The 20,549-nt window shown below is 43.8% G+C and carries 18 protein-coding genes; 10 read left to right on the forward strand and 8 right to left on the reverse strand.

Annotated elements, in window-relative coordinates:
• Window positions 1–92: 92 nt before the first annotated feature.
• Window positions 93–635 carry a superoxide dismutase family protein gene (gene sodC / locus GMES_RS01550; protein WP_006990786.1) on the reverse strand — a complete coding sequence of 181 codons (543 nt, stop codon included), beginning with the start codon at window positions 633–635 and terminating at the stop codon, window positions 93–95.
• A gap of 391 nt (window positions 636–1,026) precedes the next feature.
• On the opposite strand from sodC, the gene GMES_RS01555 reads away from it, so the two are divergent.
• The gene (locus tag GMES_RS01555) at window positions 1,027–1,422 is read left to right on the forward strand and encodes a hypothetical protein (protein WP_006990787.1); all 396 of its coding nucleotides are present in this window, start codon (window positions 1,027–1,029) and stop codon (window positions 1,420–1,422) included.
• Between the two features lie 595 nt (window positions 1,423–2,017).
• On the forward strand, window positions 2,018–2,605 hold the full coding sequence (locus tag GMES_RS01560) for a cytochrome b (protein WP_039986262.1): 588 nt from the start codon (window positions 2,018–2,020) through the stop codon (window positions 2,603–2,605).
• A 141-nt stretch (window positions 2,606–2,746) separates the two neighbouring features.
• On the opposite strand, the gene GMES_RS01565 is transcribed toward GMES_RS01560, so the two are convergent.
• Window positions 2,747–3,190 carry a Spy/CpxP family protein refolding chaperone gene (locus GMES_RS01565; RefSeq protein ID WP_006990791.1) on the reverse strand — a complete coding sequence of 148 codons (444 nt, stop codon included), beginning with the start codon at window positions 3,188–3,190 and terminating at the stop codon, window positions 2,747–2,749.
• 167 nt (window positions 3,191–3,357) lie between these two features.
• On the opposite strand from GMES_RS01565, the gene GMES_RS01570 reads away from it, so the two are divergent.
• A complete protein-coding gene (locus GMES_RS01570) occupies window positions 3,358–4,092 on the forward strand; it encodes a response regulator transcription factor (protein WP_006990792.1) in 735 nt (244 codons plus the stop codon).
• Between the two features lie 2 nt (window positions 4,093–4,094).
• Window positions 4,095–5,447 carry a sensor histidine kinase gene (locus tag GMES_RS01575; protein WP_006990793.1) on the forward strand — a complete coding sequence of 451 codons (1,353 nt, stop codon included), beginning with the start codon at window positions 4,095–4,097 and terminating at the stop codon, window positions 5,445–5,447.
• A 79-nt stretch (window positions 5,448–5,526) separates the two neighbouring features.
• On the opposite strand, the gene GMES_RS01580 is transcribed toward GMES_RS01575, so the two are convergent.
• The 4 genes from GMES_RS01580 to GMES_RS01595 form a co-directional block, all read right to left on the reverse strand.
• Entirely contained in the window at window positions 5,527–6,783 is a 1,257-nt protein-coding gene (locus tag GMES_RS01580; RefSeq protein WP_006990794.1) for an NAD(P)/FAD-dependent oxidoreductase, read from the reverse strand.
• 88 nt (window positions 6,784–6,871) lie between these two features.
• Window positions 6,872–7,180 carry a 2Fe-2S iron-sulfur cluster-binding protein gene (locus tag GMES_RS01585; protein WP_006990795.1) on the reverse strand — a complete coding sequence of 103 codons (309 nt, stop codon included), beginning with the start codon at window positions 7,178–7,180 and terminating at the stop codon, window positions 6,872–6,874.
• Window positions 7,181–7,276: 96 nt separating this feature from the next.
• Window positions 7,277–8,434, reverse strand: coding sequence for a cytochrome P450 (locus tag GMES_RS01590; protein WP_006990796.1), 1,158 nt, complete (start codon window positions 8,432–8,434; stop codon window positions 7,277–7,279).
• A gap of 221 nt (window positions 8,435–8,655) precedes the next feature.
• Entirely contained in the window at window positions 8,656–9,531 is an 876-nt protein-coding gene (locus tag GMES_RS01595; RefSeq protein WP_006990797.1) for an AraC family transcriptional regulator, read from the reverse strand.
• A 153-nt stretch (window positions 9,532–9,684) separates the two neighbouring features.
• On the opposite strand from GMES_RS01595, the gene GMES_RS01600 reads away from it, so the two are divergent.
• Window positions 9,685–10,803 carry a Zn-dependent alcohol dehydrogenase gene (locus GMES_RS01600; RefSeq protein WP_006990798.1) on the forward strand — a complete coding sequence of 373 codons (1,119 nt, stop codon included), beginning with the start codon at window positions 9,685–9,687 and terminating at the stop codon, window positions 10,801–10,803.
• Window positions 10,804–10,816: 13 nt separating this feature from the next.
• Window positions 10,817–11,623 (forward strand): alpha/beta hydrolase, encoded by an 807-nt coding sequence (locus GMES_RS01605; protein WP_006990799.1) that lies wholly within the window; start codon window positions 10,817–10,819, stop codon window positions 11,621–11,623.
• Between the two features lie 60 nt (window positions 11,624–11,683).
• On the opposite strand, the gene lepB is transcribed toward GMES_RS01605, so the two are convergent.
• Window positions 11,684–12,337: a signal peptidase I gene (gene lepB, locus GMES_RS01610; RefSeq protein ID WP_006990800.1), complete on the reverse strand. Its 654-nt coding sequence runs from the start codon at window positions 12,335–12,337 to the stop codon at window positions 11,684–11,686.
• Window positions 12,338–12,682: 345 nt separating this feature from the next.
• Between lepB and GMES_RS01615 the strand changes: the two genes are divergently transcribed.
• The 3 genes from GMES_RS01615 (at window position 12,683) to GMES_RS01625 (ending at window position 17,288) form a co-directional block, all read left to right on the forward strand.
• Window positions 12,683–14,839 carry a tetratricopeptide repeat-containing diguanylate cyclase gene (locus GMES_RS01615; RefSeq protein WP_006990801.1) on the forward strand — a complete coding sequence of 719 codons (2,157 nt, stop codon included), beginning with the start codon at window positions 12,683–12,685 and terminating at the stop codon, window positions 14,837–14,839.
• Window positions 14,840–14,995: 156 nt separating this feature from the next.
• The gene (locus GMES_RS01620; RefSeq protein WP_006990802.1) at window positions 14,996–16,117 is read left to right on the forward strand and encodes a zinc-binding dehydrogenase; all 1,122 of its coding nucleotides are present in this window, start codon (window positions 14,996–14,998) and stop codon (window positions 16,115–16,117) included.
• Window positions 16,118–16,352: 235 nt separating this feature from the next.
• Window positions 16,353–17,288, forward strand: a complete 936-nt coding sequence (locus GMES_RS01625; RefSeq protein ID WP_039986306.1) for a LysR family transcriptional regulator — start codon at window positions 16,353–16,355, stop codon at window positions 17,286–17,288.
• A 31-nt stretch (window positions 17,289–17,319) separates the two neighbouring features.
• On the opposite strand, the gene GMES_RS01630 is transcribed toward GMES_RS01625, so the two are convergent.
• On the reverse strand, window positions 17,320–18,147 hold the full coding sequence (locus GMES_RS01630) for a winged helix-turn-helix domain-containing protein (RefSeq protein WP_006990804.1): 828 nt from the start codon (window positions 18,145–18,147) through the stop codon (window positions 17,320–17,322).
• Between the two features lie 620 nt (window positions 18,148–18,767).
• Between GMES_RS01630 and GMES_RS01635 the strand changes: the two genes are divergently transcribed.
• Window positions 18,768–20,504, forward strand: a complete 1,737-nt coding sequence (locus GMES_RS01635; RefSeq protein ID WP_006990805.1) for a hypothetical protein — start codon at window positions 18,768–18,770, stop codon at window positions 20,502–20,504.
• The last annotated feature ends 45 nt before the right edge of the window (window positions 20,505–20,549 follow it).

Raw genomic sequence — 20,549 nt, forward strand, 5'->3', positions numbered from 1 at the left:
CTGATTAGTCGCTTTCATATTTAATTAAATGAATGCTTTATAGGCATCTAGCCATTGCGGTTCATTCTTAGATAACGCTGAGACTCTATGGGCTACTCTGAGATAACCCCACACGCGACACGCTCGCCGCCACCACCAAGTGCTTTGGGAGAGTCAGAATAGTTATCACCGCCCGCGTGGATCATGATGGCTCGGCCTTCAATGTCCTCTAACTCTAATTCAGGTGCGAACACTGGCTGAGTGGCTTTACCATTTTCATCTACATAAAGTGTGGGCAAATCACCTTCGTGACCTTTTTCAGACCACGGCACACTATGCTTGTCTGTTTCTTCAGGATCAAAATGTCCCCCAGCCGCCCCACCAAGTACATTTTTGCCATCTTTAATAGCGGACGAACAATCACCGTTTTGGTGGATATGAAACCCATGGATACCTGGCGTTAATCCGCTTAAGTTAGGCGTAAAAACCACACCGTCATCGTCATAGTCCTGCACCATCACGCTGCCGATGCTCTCACCTGTACTCAGGTTATTCATCACCACTTTTTTACCTTCTTCATGATGCGCTGCAAAGCTTGTTGAGCTAAGAGCCAAAGAGATTGATCCCACTAATACTGGTAATAAAAACTTCTTCATAACGTCCTCCAAAATTTGCGACTGAAATTACCGCAGGCATTGAGTAGCCGAGATACGGTAAAACTTGTTTGACACAGATTTGGGAGCATAAAATACACCAATCCTGCATATATGTTGACTGGCCCCTTAAAGCTGTCTATTTCAAGGGCGTTAGCTCAACCTGTCTCCTTTGCCGTCTATTTATTAAGCCCGGTGAACAACAGGAAAAAGCATTTATTTACATAGATGGATGAATAATTTACATAGCCTTAGCAATGTCTTAGCTAACATGTACGGCTATTTCTTTCATGTTGCGTAAATTTATGCAAAATTACCCTCGGTTAGATTTAACTTGCATCTGTGTAAATTTGATACCTCAATGTAATTATTATCCAATTAGGAAGGAGATCACATGAGCCTTGAGCACGGACATCATTCAATAACAGTTGAGGACAATATAATTGTAATTGAACTGGCAGGTAGCTTTAATGAATACGGTGCCAAAGCACTTACCGACGATATAAGAAGGACAATTAAGAAGTTCAAAGGGGCCCCTTTCTGCATATTGCTAAACGACTTCGCCTTAGAAGGGATAACGCCAGAAGGCTACAAAAAAATCGATGAGTATAATGTGTGGCTAAATACTCAAAATATGATTGCTAAAGCAACGGTGGTCAAAATTGACGTATTGTTAAAAATGGAGAAATCACGTATTCCTGCTAGAGCCCAGCAAAATATTAAATCCTTTAGAAATATGCCTGACGCCATGCATTGGCTAAAGATACAAACAAAACGCACCGATACATAACAGGTGGCGTTATGCTCAATTATTTCTCTTCACCTACGACACTTATACTTTGTGCTATGCAACCTATTTAATAGTATACAAACCTCTTGATTTCAAACGCAGATAACCAACATATACGCACGTTAAACAGTGACCGAGAATTAGAAAGATGAACCGTATGGAACTACCAAATGGGAATTATTCAATCGTGGTTGATGAGCACATCGTAACGGTTTCCCTTACTGATAGTTTTATCAGGCTGGCGCAAAAGCCCTTACGAATGACATGAAACGTATGATTTTCCACCTCAAAGGTAAGTCATTTACCATTATGTTGATTGACACAACTGTATAAGGCAACGCACCAGACGCACACGAAGAGACCAACAAAAATAATGGATGGTTGAGCGAGCAAAACCTAATAGCAAGAGCCTTGGTGGTTCCTTCCGGTGCCATTCGTAAAATTAACGATGTCCGTATTCCAGCGAAGACGAAGCAAAACGTTTGCAGCTTTGACAATGTATCTGATGGTCTTATTTGGTTGAAGAATTGGGCAGCTACAGACGACAAACCGGAAAATTAGTATCTAATACCCTTTCAACAATATGGAGAGACTCTTGAGTATAAAAAACACAGCCCAAAATTACGGAACAATAGCGAAATGGTTACATTGGTCCACCGCCGTCTTGTTTATAGGCTCATACGGGAGTATCTACTATTCACGTTGGTTTTTAGAGCCCCGAACACCTGAGAGCTTCAATGCTTTACAGATTCATTTATCAATTGGCGTTACAGTCGCTGTTGTTGTGGTATTGCGCATACTTTGGCGCTCAGCAAATCCAATGCCTAAGGAAGAGCCCGGCTCAAAATTAGCGCACCTAGCAGCGCACCTAGGTCACTATGCTTTGTATGCTGTGATTATCGTCATGCCCATAACGGGATACTTAGGAACGGGCTCCGACATAAATTATTTTTTTATGTTCGAGCTGCCTAAATTTGAAAGCACGATGCTGTATCAACCTTTGGTTGAAAATGGCTTGGGTATGACATTTAGTGACTTTGAAAAGCCGATGGATTTTATCCACAAAGACTTATTAGGCGCTTGGATAGTGTGGTTACTGATCTTAGGCCATGTTCTCGCTGCGCTTTATCATCACTTTGTGAAAAATGACCGAACCTTAAAGAAAATGACCACAGGTAAGTAATTGCGCAGCACCTGAGCCTTATCACAAGCAATGATGCTTAACCTTTTAGTTACCGCACACTGTCACAAAAAACTGAGCATCTCTAAAAGATGCTCAGTATCATTTTTACAATGTGCCGGACGTTAAGCCGACTTAGTTCGCTTAAGCCTTATCGTGGCGCTTTTTCCCGTCACGTTTGGCGCGTTTTTCAGTCATCTCGTTAAACTTTTCAAGTTGCTCAGCTGTTAAGATTTGCTGCACTTTGACACGCATATCAGCCATTTTCAGCACTCGTGCTTTTGCTCGTTCAGCACTTAAATCCGCGAGTTGATTGAGTTCTTGTTCATAATTGGCATCGCTGGCATCAAGCGCGGCTAATTGCGTTTTGATCGAGGTTTGAGTGCCTTTCTCTGGGCGGTCTGCTTTCATTTCTTCTTTCAACGCTTTAAGTTGATCTTTTTGCTCATCGCTTAAATCGAGCGCACGTACCATTTTATGAATGGGTAAGAAGCCTTGGCCTCTGTGACCGTCAGAATGCTTTCCACCCGCAAAAGCTGTTGTTGCAATACATGCACTTAATAAAACGCCAGTAATTAATTTTTTCATCTTAATATTCCTACTTGGTTTGGGTCATTAAAATAAATGACGTGGGTAACAGGTTTGTCTAATCAACAGGACTCAGTATGCACATTAGGTTCGATAAGTAGGGTTAAGCTAGTGTAAAGTTCAGTAAAGTTGAACCCAGTTGAAAGTAAAGCGGTTAATCTCCCCCTATGAAAAATGAAAAATACAAAATCTTACTAGTAGACGACGATGAAACCCTTTGTGCCTTGCTGAGCGAGTTTTTGCAAGAAGAGGGATTTGAAGTTGAAACGCTGCATTCGGGCAATGCCGCCACAGAGCGCTTATTGCAAAGTGATGAATTTGACACAGTAGTGCTCGATATAATGATGCCAGGCATGTCCGGCTTGGACGTATTGCGTAACGTGCGCGCTAAACGCCAGGTTCCCATATTAATGCTAACCGGACGTGGCGACGACATCGACAGAATTGTAGGTCTTGAAATGGGCGCCGATGACTATTTAGGCAAACCCTGTAACCCAAGAGAACTCAGTGCACGCATTAAGGCCATCATTCGTCGCACCGAAAATTCTCTTGCTAACGGCGCACCGGGCAAAGCGATTGTGCATACTCTATTACATGGAATCGAGCTCGATACTGGCACACGTACCGCGGTTGTAAATAACAATATTCTGCCCTTAACCAGCGCAGAATTTAATGCATTGAGTTTATTAATGGAGCGTGCAGGGCAAACAATTACTAAGCAAGACATGACCCAAGAAGTATTAAACCGCCCCCTTGAAGCTTATGATCGCGCCATGGACGTGCACATTAGCCGAATTCGACAAAAACTATCCTCAGAGGGGATCAACGACGTGATCAAGTCAATTCGCGGGGTGGGCTATCAAATGTTAACCGAGCAACAACCAGCCCAAAGCGACGATTAATCATGGTAAGATTTAGCACTTTATTAGGGGCTATGTATCACAAGCTAGGCTTCAGACGCTTGTTCTGGCGCGTTTTTATTTGGTTTTGGCTATCCAGCTTGTTGGTGATGTTTGCCACCAGCTTTGTGATCATCAGTAAATATTCTTCAGAAGACTATGCCAAACGCTACAGCAATGACGTACTCACCCAAGCGGAGCGGATCGTGTGGCGCTATGAACAGACGTTGGTCCCACAAGCGAACCGATCGGTAAAATTAAAAAATTGGATCAATAAAAAAGAGAATCGCCGCGGCCATCTAATGTCGATGCTGATAATGGATGACACTAAACAGCGCATTTACCATTACCGCCTGAACAAAGTAAAACCTGAAGACCGTCTCGCGCATTCGGTGTTTGGCCCTTCGGGGCGCAGCTATCAAGTCTTCAGCAAAAAACCACAAGCGCCGAGGATATACACGCAACTGATGTATCGGTTTCAATCGTTGCAGTTCGTTTTTATCTTTTTTGCATCTGCATTGGTCAGTGCGTTACTCAGCTGGAGCATAACGCGGCCATTAAATTATCTCGGTTCATTTAGTCGCCACTATGCCAATAAGCAAGAAGTTGCGCCACTGCCGCGAGCGCTGCTCACCCGAGGCGATGAGGTGGCTGATTTAGCACAAGATATCGAATTTATGATCAATAAAACCCATGCGGCAGCCACTGCCCAGCAACAATTATTGCATGATGTATCCCATGAATTGCGTGCCCCGCTGGCCCGTTTGCAAGTATCCGCTGCACTTATCGAGCAGAAAAGCCCAGACAGTCGTCACGTTAAACAAATACACAATGATTGTTTGCGCATTGATCAGCTTATCCAACAGATCCTCGATTACTCTAAGCTTGAACAGGGTAACCCAGCCCAGGAGCCTTGTAATATTAACGCTTTGTGTGAGCAAGTGATTAAGAACATGGCCGTCACCTATCCAGATATTCCAGTGACATTCAAAGCGGATAACAAGGCACAGCTGAATGGCTACCCGGAAGCATTATTACAAGCATTCGACAATATCATTGGTAATGCCTGTAAATATTCATCTGACGGGCAACCAGTAGACATTAGCGTGAACAATAGAGAAAACAGTATCGTCGTCAGTGTCCGTGATCATGGACCAGGCGTGGATGAAAGTGAGATGTCTAAATTACTGCAACCCTTTTATCGCGCAGGCAATAAAATGCACACCAATGGTTTCGGATTAGGGTTGAGTATTGCGCTTAAGGCCATTAACAAACATCACGGAGAACTTCGTATTTCAACACCTGACGGTGGTGGATTGCTTGTTGAAATAATACTGCCTAGAGATACGGTTGCTTAGCATTTCGGGCTCTTTGCGCACGGCTGCAGAGCGCGAATATAGATTTGGTGTATTCATAGCACGCAGTAAAAACGCCTTTTTAGGCCAGTTCTTTAATGATAGACACAGACAAAGGCACGCTATTATCCACGAGTTTATCTTTATCTACCTGTGCCATGGCGTTAATAAACTTGGTACCCAGTACATAAGCTTTCGCATTATTGACGGCATCCACGGCTAACAACTCATCCCCGTTAAAATACCAAACTGAGAAACTATCAGGTTTATCTAACTCTTTGCGCATGACAACATCACCGTAGCCTTGTGATAAGCCCACCATTTGCAATTTAACATTATATTGATCCGACCAAAACCAAGGTACAGGCTGAGTTTTAAACGCGTTATGACAGATAGCAGCAGCGGCCACTTTGCCTTGATCTAACGCATTTTGCACTGATTCAAGTCGCAACCATCGTTGATAGTGCGGGTTAAACTGGGCGCAACAATCACCGATAGCAAATATACTTTGATCACTGGTTTGATTAGCTTCATTAACCACTATGCCGTTGTTGATCTCCAAATTGGCTCGTTCCGCTAGGGCAGTGTTCACTCGCACACCCACTCCCACAATGATGATATCCGCCGGGTATTCGCTACCATCACTGCACACAACGCGATTATCAGTAGCGTTTGTTTTTATCTCACTGACATTTTTGCCGTTATGTACCTCTACGCCGTGCTGGCGGTGCAAGGCATAAAAGTAGTCAGACATAATAGGTGCAGTCACCCTTGCCAATAACCTAGGCTCTCGTTCAAGCACCGTCACTACCGCGCCAGATTTTCGCAACGAAGCGGCAGTTTCAAGCCCCACATAGCCCCCGCCAATAACAACAACACGTTTTTGTTCACTGGTTTTAAACGCGGTGGCAATGGCAAGTGCATCATCTGCTGTACGTATAGTGTATAGGTGCTTAGCAGTGTCAATCCCGGGGATGGGCGGAATGATAGGACTTGCCCCAGTGGCTAGTACCAACTGGGTATACGGATGGCGCGTACCATCATCAAGCAAAACCTGTTTATGCTCACTTTCAACCTCCACCACCCTCACCCCTAGCACCAAGCTAATGTCCGCTTTTTGATAACCTTGTTCAGGTTTCAGCAATTGGCCTGCAGGTTCATCTGCGATCAAATGAGTTTTTGACAGAGGTGGCCTGTGATACGGAAGATTACAGTCTGCATCAATAAGGGCAATACGCCCCTCGTAACCCTCTTTACGCAAGGCAAACGCTAGATTAACGCCACCATGACTTGCACCAACTATGATGCAACTTTGTTTGGAAATCGTTGTGCTTGTCATGACTCAGTCACCTTTTATGCTCATTAGTATTCTATGCCAACTCATATTCATGGGTACGTTGCTTGGGTACAAAGTAGGTTATTGCGCTCTAGCCGGCTACGGTCAGCACCAAACCATCTAGCGCTGGCGTAATGTCAATTTGACAACACAGACGGCTGTATTCATTCGCGTCATCGTCAAGCTCTAGCATGTCTTTTTCAATCTCACTGGCTTCGCCCACTAAAGCAAACTGCTCCTGTGCCACATGCACATGACAGGTTGCGCAAGAGCACACGCCTCCGCAGTCCCCATCAATACCCGCAATATTGTTTTCTACTGCTAGAGCCATCACTGAACCGGCCTCGCCTTCGACCACAACAGGAATATTGTTTTGTGTAATAAATGTAATTTTTGCCATTTTCTCATCCTTTCTATTTTTCGCTTTCACGCGCGACAATCAAGCACGCGGATCGCTGGTAAAGTGAACTACCCACTTGATGAGTAGTGTGGGAGTTTATCGAGGGTGAATGTTTATGTTCAATTGACGAAACCCAACTTTACGTTCAAATTCGCCCAAATTTTCAATGTTTTCTTCAAAATCGATAATGTCGATTGAGCCCACTTTAGCAACCAAGGTTTCAATCAATACCCGCATAATTTGCCTAGCATGGGTGGCCCCTAAACAATTGTGATGACTGAAACCAAAGCTCACATGTGGGTTTAACTTTCTATCTAAGATAACGTCATTCGGCGATTCAAAAACACTTTCGTCACGATTAGCCGATGCCCAGCAAAGGGACACACGGGAATTAGCCTTAATCGCATGTTCGCATACTTGAGTGTCTTGCGTGACCACTCGGCCCATCTGAGTGAGCGGCGTGAAATAACGAATAAGTTCCTCAATCGCACGGCCAATAATTTCAGGCTCCTTGCGTAATCTGTCTAATGATTCAGGGTGCTGTGCAAAATAGCTAATGGTGTTGGTCACTGCATTAATGACAGTATCTCGGCCACCAGCGAACGTTAAAATCATGATCCCTTTGATTTCTTCGTGTGTTAGCTTTTTGCCTTCAACCTCTGCGGCTAACAATACACTGTACAAATCGCCTTCTGGATTGGGGGATGAGGCCTTTATTTTTTCATCAATGTAATCATATAAGATGGCCGCTTTGTCGCCATCTAGTGGGTCATCTTCACTGCGAAACACATGCGTACCCCAGCTAATCCAGGTATCAGCTTCACCGACATCGGTATTAAGTAATAAGGTAAGCGCACGCGATTGCAGGCATAGAGCAAAGTCTTCAACCACGTCAATGCTCTCGGCCTTTAATACGTCATCAACCAAGGCATTCACTTGCTGAGCCAAAGTTTCTTGGTAATGCTCCTCCAAGGGGCGTTTAAACCAAGGGTCAAGCAAGGAGCGAAAAGAGCCGTGTAATGGCGGGTCTACTTCGAAAGGTATTTGCCTCGTGTCGCGAATATTCACTTCAGAGGGGATAACGATGCGACCTGGAGTAGCACCAGATTGAAAGGTCTTCCAGTTGTGCGCTGTCTTACGCACATCTTTGAGGCGTAAAATCATGGTCACAGGATCATCTTGATCGTTCATATGCGCACACCCACTTGTCACGCGAGCGTCTTTAAACGGATCAGAAGATTGGTATTTTTTCATTATTAGCCCCATGCAGTCTTAATGTCGGTAACAACTGTTTAACAACTTGAGGGCTATATTAAGAGCGTAAAAGAAAGATAAATACCTAGATACTCACCAAAAGTATCAAATTTCGACCTTGATTGAAGGGTAATGAGCTAGAAATAAGCATATATGCCCGAAAAATAACATATTGATGTACACATAATCGTATACGAAGGCCGGTTAGAGAATAACGACTTCTAGGCGGTTTCTGCCATTAACATTCTTCGGTTTATATCGCTGCGGTACTGATAAGGCGTTACGCCGTAGTACTTCTTAAAATGAGCGATGAAATGGGATGGGCTGGAAAATTCCATCTCATAACTTATTTGAGTGACAGAGTAATTGCTTTGACCAAGCATTCGCGCCCCATGGTAGAGCTTGTGTTGCAAAATATAATTGTCGTAAGTGTGGCGAAAGACACTTTTGAATAAACGAGAAAAATGAGAAGTCGATAAGTGACATTTTTCAGCAGCCTCTCCCACCGATAAATTAACATATTCATCGTGTTTAAATAGATTAATCACCGGCAACAAACGCGAAAATCCTTGAGATTGTTTTAGAGTATGCTCGCTATTTTGAGTCACCGCTTGCGCCTGATCTGCAATCCACAAAAGCAATAATGACAGTAACGCAAGGCTCTTATCACTACGAGGTTGCTGCTCGAAACATTCCACTAGCCACCGAGTTTGCTGCTGTACAATCAAGGTATTCTTGCTGTCCATTCTCAGATGCATGCCGCGGTTAAACAAAGGCTTGATGGATTGAAATTGCGGCAAATTAAGAACCTCAGGTAAGAACTGAATCAGGTACCAAGACTTAGCCTTAGGGCCTATCTCATAATTATGTACCTCTAACGCGGGTGTTAGCACTATGTCGCTATTCTGTAATGCAGAGTCCCCTTGACTTGAAAAGTAGCTGCCCTGAATGTCTTCAAAAATAATCAGTTCATGTACCTCATGAAAGTGCATCAAACACGAATACGGCTCTTCGTCTTGATAACTCACTTTTTGAATATCGAACAAGTATTCTTTGGCAATACACAAAGGCTCACAATAGACATTTTGTTGCTTCATTGAAATCTCATTGTTAACAGTCAATCACTAGCAATGTAAATCAGTCTACCCTCATTTGTGATACTTTGTCACCGGAATGTGACATAAATTCCTACGGATCCATGCTCTAATTTTGACACTTTTACAGAATAGAAACCGTTAAGAGAGCCCCTTATGCAACCAGTGGTACACCAATCCAAAGCAATCTTGTCAAATGGTAGAGGCCAATATGAACTGGTCACTTTGCAGGTGTCAGCACCAGGTAAAGGTGAAGTGCGAGTCAAAATACAGGCCTCTGGTTTGTGCCACACCGATTGGGACTCAATTCAGAATTGGGATAAAACCTTTGTTGTTGGTCATGAAGGAGCGGGCGTAGTAGACGCTGTTGGTGAAGAGGTCACCGGATTGAGCGTAGGCGATAAGGTGATACTTAATTGGTCAATCCCCTGTGGGGACTGTTTTGCTTGTCAGCAAGGAAATGTACACATTTGTGAAAATAACTCGCCGGTGTGCGGTAATGGCCTTTGCGGACATGCACACGACAGCGCTACAACGCAATCAGGTAAAGCAATCGAGCGTTCATTTCATTTGGGGACGTTAAGTGAATACACAGTTGTCAAAGCAGCGGCGGTCGTTAAATTCGACCATGATATCCCCTTTTCATCTGCCTCTATTGTGGGTTGCGGGGTAATGACAGGCTATGGCTCTGTGGTTAATGCAGCGCACGTTAAAGCAGGCAGTACGGTGTGTGTCATTGGCTGTGGCGGTGTGGGTTTGAACGTGATTCAAGCGGCGCGTATATCTGGCGCGCGAAAGATCATCGCAATTGACATCAATCAGCAACGACTCGAGCAAGCCAAAGCGTTTGGTGCCTCCCACGGACTTATCTCTATTCAAAACGATCTGGATTTTGCCCAAATGAGTGCACTAGTAAAAGAATTGACCCAAGGACGGGGAGCCGATTATGCGTTTGAATGCACAGCTATTCCCGCGTTAGGCTCGGCTCCGTTAGCGCTTATTCGAAATGCGGGCACTGCGGTACAAGTTAGCGGTATTGAACAGCGCATTGATTTTAACTGTGAGTTATTCGAATGGGATAAAATTTACATCAACCCTTTATACGGTAAATGTAACCCACAAACGGACTTTCCAACATTATTGGACTTATATTCAGATGGTCAACTCAAGCTCGATGAGCTCGTGACAAAAACCTATTCACTGGAAAACGTGGCTGATGGCTTTGACGATATGCTCAATGGGCGTATCGCTAAAGGCGTTATCATATTTGATTAATCAGGAGACCCCCGTGAGCATTGAACGACTAGAAGTATCAGCCCCTGAATATAGCCCGTCAAAGACACAGTTCCTGACTGTCCATTCTAGCCATTTAGATGGACGCCACGATATCAGCCTTTATAATGCTTACTCAACTAAGCGAGATATCCCAGTCATTCTGTTTTTGCACGGTGTGTATGGCAACCACTGGGTATGGATGAATTTAGGGGGCATACATCAGGTTTATGACGCCCTGCGAAAGCAAGGTTTACAGGAGTTCTTACTGGTGATGCCATCGGATGGGGGGTTAAAAGATGGCTCTGCTTATCTGCCCCTCGGACAAAAGGGTGATTACGACAAGTGGATAATCGATGATGTCGTTCAGGCGGTAAAGCAAATAAAGGCCCCCTATGTAACAGATAAAAGCCGCTGGTATATTAGTGGCTTATCCATGGGCGGTTACGGCGCTTTGCGCTTAGGGGTAAAATATCCTGAGCAATTTAGTGCCATATCTGCTCATTCATCTATAACCCGCATTGAGGACATGGCGCAATTTGTCGATACCCCTTTGTCCTTTTATGATTGCGCCGATGCCAAAGAAACAAACATATTATATTGGGCCGAAAAAAGTGCCACTGTTCTGCCCCCTATTCGTTTCGACTGCGGCACTGATGACACACTGCTTGAATCGAACCGGTGGTTAAATCGCCAATTTCTTACCTTTGGCATCGATCACATGTGCCACGAGTATCCAGGGTCGCATCAATGGTCATATTGGCATGAGCATGTGGCAAAAAGCTTTCAGTGGTTTTCAAAGATTGAAAAAAGCTACGTTTAACGGCCAGCATTGGTTCTAATAAGGTTAAAAGCGCTTTGCTAACATCACACTTTGTCACTGCTACAAATCATGCATGAAACGCTGGGATCTTGGCAGGTAGTAGTTGTGATAGTTCAGTGACATTACGACCTGTTTTGCCCTGCCGATAATTTCATCGCGTGGTATTAGACCAATCACCCGCGAGTCCGCACTGTTATCGCGATTGTCGCCCATGGCCAAATAATAATAATTTGAGGGAATGTCTACCGCGCTGAAATTTGATAGCCCAGAACCGTTGTTAGCCACGAGAATACGGTGTTTTACGCCCAGCAGATCCTCCGTGATCTCACTAAAATCGTCTTTGTTGGCTGAATCTTCATAGTCAATTTGCTTGTCGTTAATAAACAGGACGTTATCAATTAATGCGACGGTATCTCCGGGCACCCCTATCACACGTTTGACCAGTCTTTTTTCTGATACCGCAGAGTCGAACACAATGATATCACCACGCATCGGGTCAGCTAACTTGTACAAAGAGTGATGTACGAAGGGCGTACTCAAGTCATAAGCTAATTTGTTAACGAGGATGCGGTCACCCTCGACTATCGTCGGTAACATCGAGCCCGTGGGGACTTCGTTCCAATCGGCCACAGCGCTTCTAAATACGCACATCAAAGCAATAAATAGCAACGTGCCTCTGTTGTGTTTATACATTTTTGTTAATTTGATAATCATCTTAAGCCTTGTTGTTTTAAGCATCATTCATCGGTGCAGTAATGCTGCTGTCGACTGCGTTTTGTCATCGCCACTCAGCTATTTAATATTGCAGTTGAGAACTAATAATGTCGTGTTAAATTGTTACCATTGATGTACAAATAGCAACGTTCATTCACATTAGGCTCATGATCTCCATTGATATTTGTGTGAAAAACAAGCGTTTAATCCTACCTATGACTTTTTACTCATGTAATAATTGAATACTATTTATACGGCGCTCTCTTTACGCACTTTTTTACGCGCTTATTCTACGCAAGTGTAAAACGCGAGTATCTGCTTAGCATTATGTAAACGGAGTTCATTTTGGATTGGAGGAAACAACTAGCACAGCAAAGTGCTATTTTTTTGTGCGTACTGCTATGCCAAGGCCGTGTTTCAGCTCAAGTAGGTGTTAACCCTTTTCACGTCGACCCAATTCCTATTTATACCGAAATCAATCCACTTAAACGTGCTATTGAGCTTGCCCGTAAGCAAGGCAAAATGAACAAAGCCGAAGCGCTCACCGAGCAGTTTCAGCAGCTAGCCGTTAGCAAAGACGACGCCTTAGCACTCGCTGATGTGTATTTTGAACAAGCAAGGAATACCATGGAGCGCAATCTTTATGCGCCCGCACATGACTTGTTAAATAAAGCCATTAATTTGTATCAAGAACAAGGCGATAAGGCCGGACTCGCTAGAGCATATCGTCAGCTCGGATTGACCTTTCGCTACCAATCTAATTACCCTCAGGCTTTAGAATACATCTATACAGCGATGCAAATCAGTCAGCAACAAAATGATACTTCTGCCGTCGCATCTACCTATAATAGTATAGGACTGGTGCTGGAGAAGATGGGACTCCTGGAAGGTGCAGCCCAAGCACATCAAAGTGCATTAGAAATACATCATGAGTTGGATGATAAAAATGGCATCGCCAGCGCCCTTTATAACCTTGGCGATCTTCGTCGCCTGATGGGAGATGACAAACTCGCTCTCACTTATTTTCAAGACGCTCTCAAAATAGATTTAGCCTCTGGGGATAAGAAGTACATTGCCTATAGTCACAATAAAGTGGGCTTCCAGTTCATTCAACTCGCCGATTATGAGCAAGCTAGATATCACTTAACAGAAGCTTTGACACTATTTCAGCAAATTGAAGCCCCAAGAGACACAGATTGGGCAATATTATCCATGGCCACCTTAGAAATGAATTTGGGTAATTTGATCCTTTCTCGCACCATGTTAAACGGTGTTATCGAGCGGGCAAATGATAAGCAATATAAGAGCTTATTGGTCGATGCTTATCGCACATCTGCACAGCTAGCCTTACTTAACGAAGACACCGAATTGGCGTTGCAGCATATTGATGCAGGGGTAATGCAAGCCAAAGATAATAATGAATCCCATGACGAAGCACTGCTGGAAGCGTTGCGGGTAGAAGTGTATCTGCAGGAAGATGCCCTTCGACAAGCCTTTAATGCACTGCTTTATCAAAAAAAGTTAGATGATGAAATACTCAACACCACTCGTATTAAAACTATAGCGACATTGCAATCTCAAACAGAATTCGTGCGCCGTGCACAACAAATTAAATTATTGGAAAAAGAACAGGCGCTATCTCAAGTCACTTTGAAACAAGCAAAATGGAGCAGAAACGTTTGGCTAGCGTCAATTGTCATCAGTGTCATTTTATTTGCCCTTGTATACGGTCGTATTTCCCAGCGCAGATTAAACAAGCGACTTACCGAAGAAGTGGCACTTCGCACGCTTGAATTGAGCCAGAAAAATGTCGAGTTACAAACCGCATATCAGGAAATGGAAGCCATTAGCGTAACCGACAAGCTTACTGGCATCAACAATCGGCGCTTTTTAGAAAATCATATAGTGGCTGATTTGGAAAAAAGTCAGCGGCTCTATAATGATTGGCGAGATGGTAAAACCCCCTCCCCTCAACAAGGGGATATTGTCGTTTTCATGATTGATATGGATCACTTCAAGCGGGTGAATGATGAACACGGTCATCATGTTGGTGATGAAGTGTTACAGCAACTTACAAAGCGCCTAGCACGTGTATTTAGGCAATCAGATTATTTGGTCCGCTGGGGCGGTGAAGAGTTTGTTGGGATTGCGCGTTTTATAGATCGCAGTGACGCGCCTTTATTAGCTCAGCGCTTACTTAATGAAGTCAGTGCTAATGCATTTCGCCTTTCAGATAAGGTAAAGTCTCATTACACCTGCTCTATCGGTTATGTGTGTTATCCGCCGATTTTAGAACACAGCCAGCAAACAGATTGGAAAACCTTGATAGCCCTAGCTGACGTATGCTTATATCAAGCCAAAAAAATCGGACGCAATGCATGGGTGGGCATTGAAAAGGTTGACCAACCGACGTTGAACCTTATTGAGCAGTGTGCACAATATTTTGAGGACTCGGCTCACACTAACAAAATAACCGTGTTGACCTCGCAAAAATCGTCCTAAGCGAATAATTTATCACAGTGATGATCATGTAACATTTCTATTGACTCGTACGTCTTCAATCCCCATGTTAATTTTTTGTACCCAATTCATTCATCATCTCTTCGAGCAACGATTTTGTCTGTCGTTTTCGAAGAAAACCACGACAGGATCAAAAAAGTGAATAAAACCAAACAACTATTTACCCATATTTCGTCACAAGGCGAACTCAATATCACGCTTAAAGAGGTCGACGTACCTAAGCCAAAACCCCATGAGATAGTGGTGCAAATGCACGCAGCGCCAATCAATCCGTCTGATATGTGGCCCATGTTTGGTCCGGCGGATCTATCAAAAGCAACGCTAAGCGATGACAAAACAACCCTAACTGCTCCTGTACACCCGGGTATGTTACCGCGAATTAAATCGCGATTAGACCAGACCTTGCCTATCGGCAATGAAGGTGCCGGTGTGGTTGTGGCTGCTGGTGATAGCGAAAAAGCTCAAGCATTATTAGGCAAAACAGTGGCTGTGTTAACGGGCGCTTGTTACACCCAGTATTGCTGCGTTCCTATTCAAGCCTGCATTGTACATCACGATGATACGACGCCATTGGCGGCGGCCTCGTCATTCGTTAATCCGTTAACGGCATTGGGTATGGTTGAAACCATGCGCATGGAAGGGCATAAAGCATTAGTACATACCGCTGCAGCGTCAAGCTTAGGCATTATGCTGAATAAAATTTGCCTCAAAGAAGGCGTACAGTTGGTCAACATCGTTCGTAAACAAGAACAAGTAGATTTACTAACAAAGCTAGGGGCTAAATACGTTGTTAATTCTACTAGCGAGACGTTCAAAAAAGATTTGTACAAAGCGATAGATGCAACGGGTGCAACCCTCGCATTTGATGCAATTGGCGGCGGAGAACTAGCAAGTGATATTTTATCTGCTATGGAAGCGGTAGGTAGCAAAGATGCTACAGGATTCAATACTTACGGCTCCTTGGATAACAAACAAGTGTACATATACGGCGGTCTTGATTTCTCACCTACCACACTCAATCGCGCGTTTGGCATGACGTGGAGCGTCGGCGGTTGGTTATTGATGCGCTTCTTAGGCAAATTAGATGCCAGCAAAGTGGCTGAATTACATCAACGCGTAGCAGATGAAATCAACACAACGTTTGCGATAGAATCAAGCGTCGAGCTGACCTTTGAAGAAGCCTTAACCCCGCAAACGGTTGTTAAATATTTTGCTAAATCAACTGGCGGTAAGTATATATTGAACCCTAATATGGGTTAACTTATTGCCTGATGTTTCACTGAGGGTATCGCCCTCAGTGAGCTATTTCTTCCTTCCGTCACTTCGCCCTGCGTAGTGAGGCTACACCCTGCTATAACGCTCAACTTCTAGCCCCTAGCCTTATCCCTTCAACACGAATTTGATTTTCAACTGTATTTTATTACTATCGATACATTGATAATAAAACCGTGTTATGGAAAACTTTCAAAATCATATTGAAAGTGAAGAATGCCCTTTGAAAAACCTGCATGATTTAAGAATATTCTGTGAAACCGCACAACAAGGCAGCTTATCGGCTTGCGCTAGAAAAATGGACTTGTCTCCTGCTGTGGTTAGCGCTTCGTTGAAACGTTTAGAAGCCGATCTTGGTGTTCTATTATTTATTCGTTCTACTCGAAACCTGCGATTAACCCAAAAAGGCGAACAGTTTTTACGCTATTGCACTGACGCTCTTGCTATTTTGGATGAAGCCACCACACAAATGCACAGTGAAGATGCAGAGTTAAGCGGTGTGATTCAGCTTTCAGCCCCTTCAGATTTAGGACGAAATTTACTACTGCCGTGGCTTGATGAGTTTATGGCGCTACATCAAAAATTGGAGATACGACTGCAGTTATCTGACAGCCCAGCGGACTTATATAGTCAGCCAGTCGATTTAGCCCTGCGTTACGGCAAACCAAAAGACTCCGGCTTTATTGCCATCCCTATCGCCCCTGATAATGTTCCGGTATTGTGTGCTTCACCCAGTTATATTGAACATTTTGGCTCGCCCAAAACGTTGCAAGAACTCACGCAACACAATTGTTTATGTCACGGACACAATGATACTTTGCATACCCGCTGGGTGTTTAATAAAGACAACAAAAACACCAGCATAGATGTAACCGGTAATCGGCAATGTAAAGATGGCGACATCACACGCAAATGGGCCATTGCCGGAAAAGGCATTGCTAGAAAGTCTCACTTGGATATCGTTCAAGACCTAATACAAGGGCGATTGATTGAGCTTGATGTAGATGGTTGGCAAGGCGAAACATTTCCCCTTAATTTAATTTGTGCTGAAAGGCGCTTACTCAGCCCAACGGTGAACGCATTTAAAATCCACCTACAACAAAAGGTCGCTGCGCTGCTTACGCAACTTGGACGCAACAAACTGACAATGAAAGCCTAGCGCTGCTATATAGGCCTTAGTGTCACATTTGCTATAAAAGAAACTCGTTGGTATTCAACCGGTAGCCTACCCCTTTGACCGTGAGGATCCATCTGGGGTTATCTGGGTCTACTTCGACTTTTTTCCGCAGTAAATGCATATACTGATATAAATCCGACTTGTTTGCGCGCCTCGTATCTGGCCATAGTTTCTCAATAATCTTTTCGGTGCTGCAAACATGGTCATGCACTTGCGCTAACAAGGTAAACAATTTGAACTCTTTGCTGGTTAGCATCACATCTTTGCCCTGACAAAATACCGTTCTACAGTTGTGATTTATGACAAATGGTCCAACCACGTACTGCTCTTCTTCATCTAGCATTGCGCTATTAAGTACCATTGGTTGTAAGTTACTTTTCACAGAACCAAATATCGCAGGAATACCACGTCTATCAATAGCATTTCGCCGTTCACTATTGCGTCTCTCTTCCCTTTGATGACTGTCATTTGCAATAACCTGACTGAGATATCTGTCTAAACGGCCACTTAAATCCGTCTCGTCAAAATAGTTTACCCAGGATAAGTGCGGATGAAATCCTGCGTCACTTTTGCGGTAAATAGCACATATGGGGATCTCTGATTGAATATGAATTTGCTGCAGTACTTGAAGATGCGATGCCATTGATTGTGCCGATGCCGCTCGCAAATCGATCAATACCACCTTACATACATGATTGACGCTTTCAATATTGAGTGGATGCGTCGGTGAAACAGAGCGAAATGAAAAATTATTGGCAATGCTGATACCTGTGAGTAAACCGATTAAAAAGCTGTCGTTTGATATCACCAGCACGCCTTGCTGTGCTTGAGTAAGCGTCATGATCTCATCCTTTAATTGTCTTAACCAGATGGACCCTACTCACAAGACAGCCTAATTTGAGTAAATAAAACAGAATCCTATTCTGAAATGTCTGATTAATTCACGTAGCCCTCAGAGGATAGCAATAACCGAACCACTTAAATTAACATTAAGTAATACTGACACTTAATCTACACCTTAATTATATTAATTATTGTCATCAGCCTTTCATGTAAAAAAAACCGACATGTTAATGTGCAGAATTTTTTAATTATTTAGCACTAACATAAGCATTCATTCAAAAAATATGTTCATTCATTGTTTATATACTAATTAACAAGATTTCTTTAAGTTAAAATTTCGATAAATAAAACTGATCTATACCGCTCAAAAAAAGAGAGTTTATTTTACCTAAAAATTAAAAAACCAAGCCAACACTGACCCTTAAAGCATTTTTTGAGGTTAATTTAATCTGTGTTTAATGGAATTTATAGTTTCCAGTTAACTACAGTTGATGCGGGAGATTAAGAACAAGATAAATGTTCAATTTCCTTTTTCATAATTTGAATATTAAGGCGTTGCTATTTTCAGAGTGATGAGCAGTGAATGGTAACCAATCGTTTTTTAATGGAGCATAAAAGATGAAATCATTTAATAAAAGTTTATTAGCAGCAAGCATGGCTATCATACTCGGTTCAGCAACCAGTGTGTGGGCAAATCCAACCAACACCGCAAACGAAGTTGCTGATTCCCAAACAGCGACAGCCAGTGCTGATAGCACCGGAGACTCTTCAGCTGCGGCAAATGAGAACTCTACCGCCAATACCGACAACAGCACTGACTCTTCTGACAACAGCGACGCAAGTTCTGCCTCAGGGTCTGAAGTTGCAGCAAATAATGGCAGTATGGCCGCAACCGACAACAGCGATAACTCTGATAACAGTGATAAATCCGATGGCAGCTACGCCTCGTCTACCGATTCTGCCGCTAACAACGGTAGCATGGCCATGTCAGACCGCTCTAATAACTCGGATAACAGCGATAACTCTGATAACAGTGACAAGAGCGATGGCAGCTCAGCGACCGCAACCGATACCGCCGCGAACAACGGCAGTATGGCGATGACTGATCACTCAGATAATTCGGATAACAGCGACAAGTCTGATAACTCGGATAATAGCGATAACTCCGACAGCTCAGACAATAGTAACAACTCCGATAATAGCGATAAGAGTGATGGTAGCTATGCGTCGGCAACCGACTCTGCGGCAAATAACGGCAGTATGGCAATGACTGATCGTTCTGATAACTCAGATAACAGTGACAATTCTGATAACTCCGATAATAGCGACAATTCTGACAATTCAGATAGCTCAAGCTCAGACAGCAGTGACAACAGTTATGCTATGGGCACCGAGGCGACTGCAAATAACGGCAGCACCGCCATGAGTGACCGTTCTGATAATTCAGACAGCAGCGACAACTCTGATAATTCTAATAATAGCGACAACAGCTATGCGTCAGCATCGGACGCAGCAGCCAATGGCGGCAGTACCGCTAGCTCTGACCGCTCAGACCACAGCATGGCAAGTGCCAGTGCGATGGGCTCTGCAGCCGCAAATGGTGCTAGTACCGCATCGGTAGACAACAGTGATAACAGCGACAACAGCATGGCCAGAGCCAATGCGATGGGTGCCGCTTCAGCCAATGGTGGTAGTACTGCTAGTACTGACAATAGCGACAACTCAGACAACTCTGATAACGCTGACAACAGCTATGCTAACTCTTCCATGGGAGGCGCATCTGCCAATGGCGGTAGCACCGCCAATGTTGATAACTCTGACAATTCTGACAACTCAGATAATTCAGACAACAGTGACAATAGCGATAATAGCTATGCTAATGCAGCCGAAGGTGGTGCCTCTGCTAATGGTGGCAGCACAGCAACCGTAGACAATAGCGACAGCAGTGATAACAGCGATAACAGCGACAATAGTTATGCTAATGCTGCCGAAGGCGGAGCGTCTGCTAATGGTGGTAGCACAGCCTCTGTCGATAATAGTGACAACAGTGATAACAGTGATAATAGCGACAGTAGCTCGGCCTGGTCAGAAGGCTGGGGAACATCTGCAGCGAATAACGGCGGTGTGGCCACCACGACCTACAGTGTCAATGATTCATACTTGACTGGCACAGTAACAGGCAACTACGTCACATACAGCTTTGATAATCAGTCAACCATTGCTAGTAACAATACTATGTCTGATACGTTCAATGGAACAGCTGGTATTAACCAAAACGTGCAAAACTTAGGACACAATGCCTTAGCTCAGCAGCAAGTATCCTTCCAAGGAAATGTCAATGTGAACCCACAATAAGCCCCTTATTGTAGGCTTCATTTTAAGGATAAATAAGTTACTGGC

The sequence above is a fragment of the Paraglaciecola mesophila KMM 241 genome, from assembly GCF_000315015.1.
GTDB lineage: Bacteria > Pseudomonadota > Gammaproteobacteria > Enterobacterales > Alteromonadaceae > Paraglaciecola > Paraglaciecola mesophila.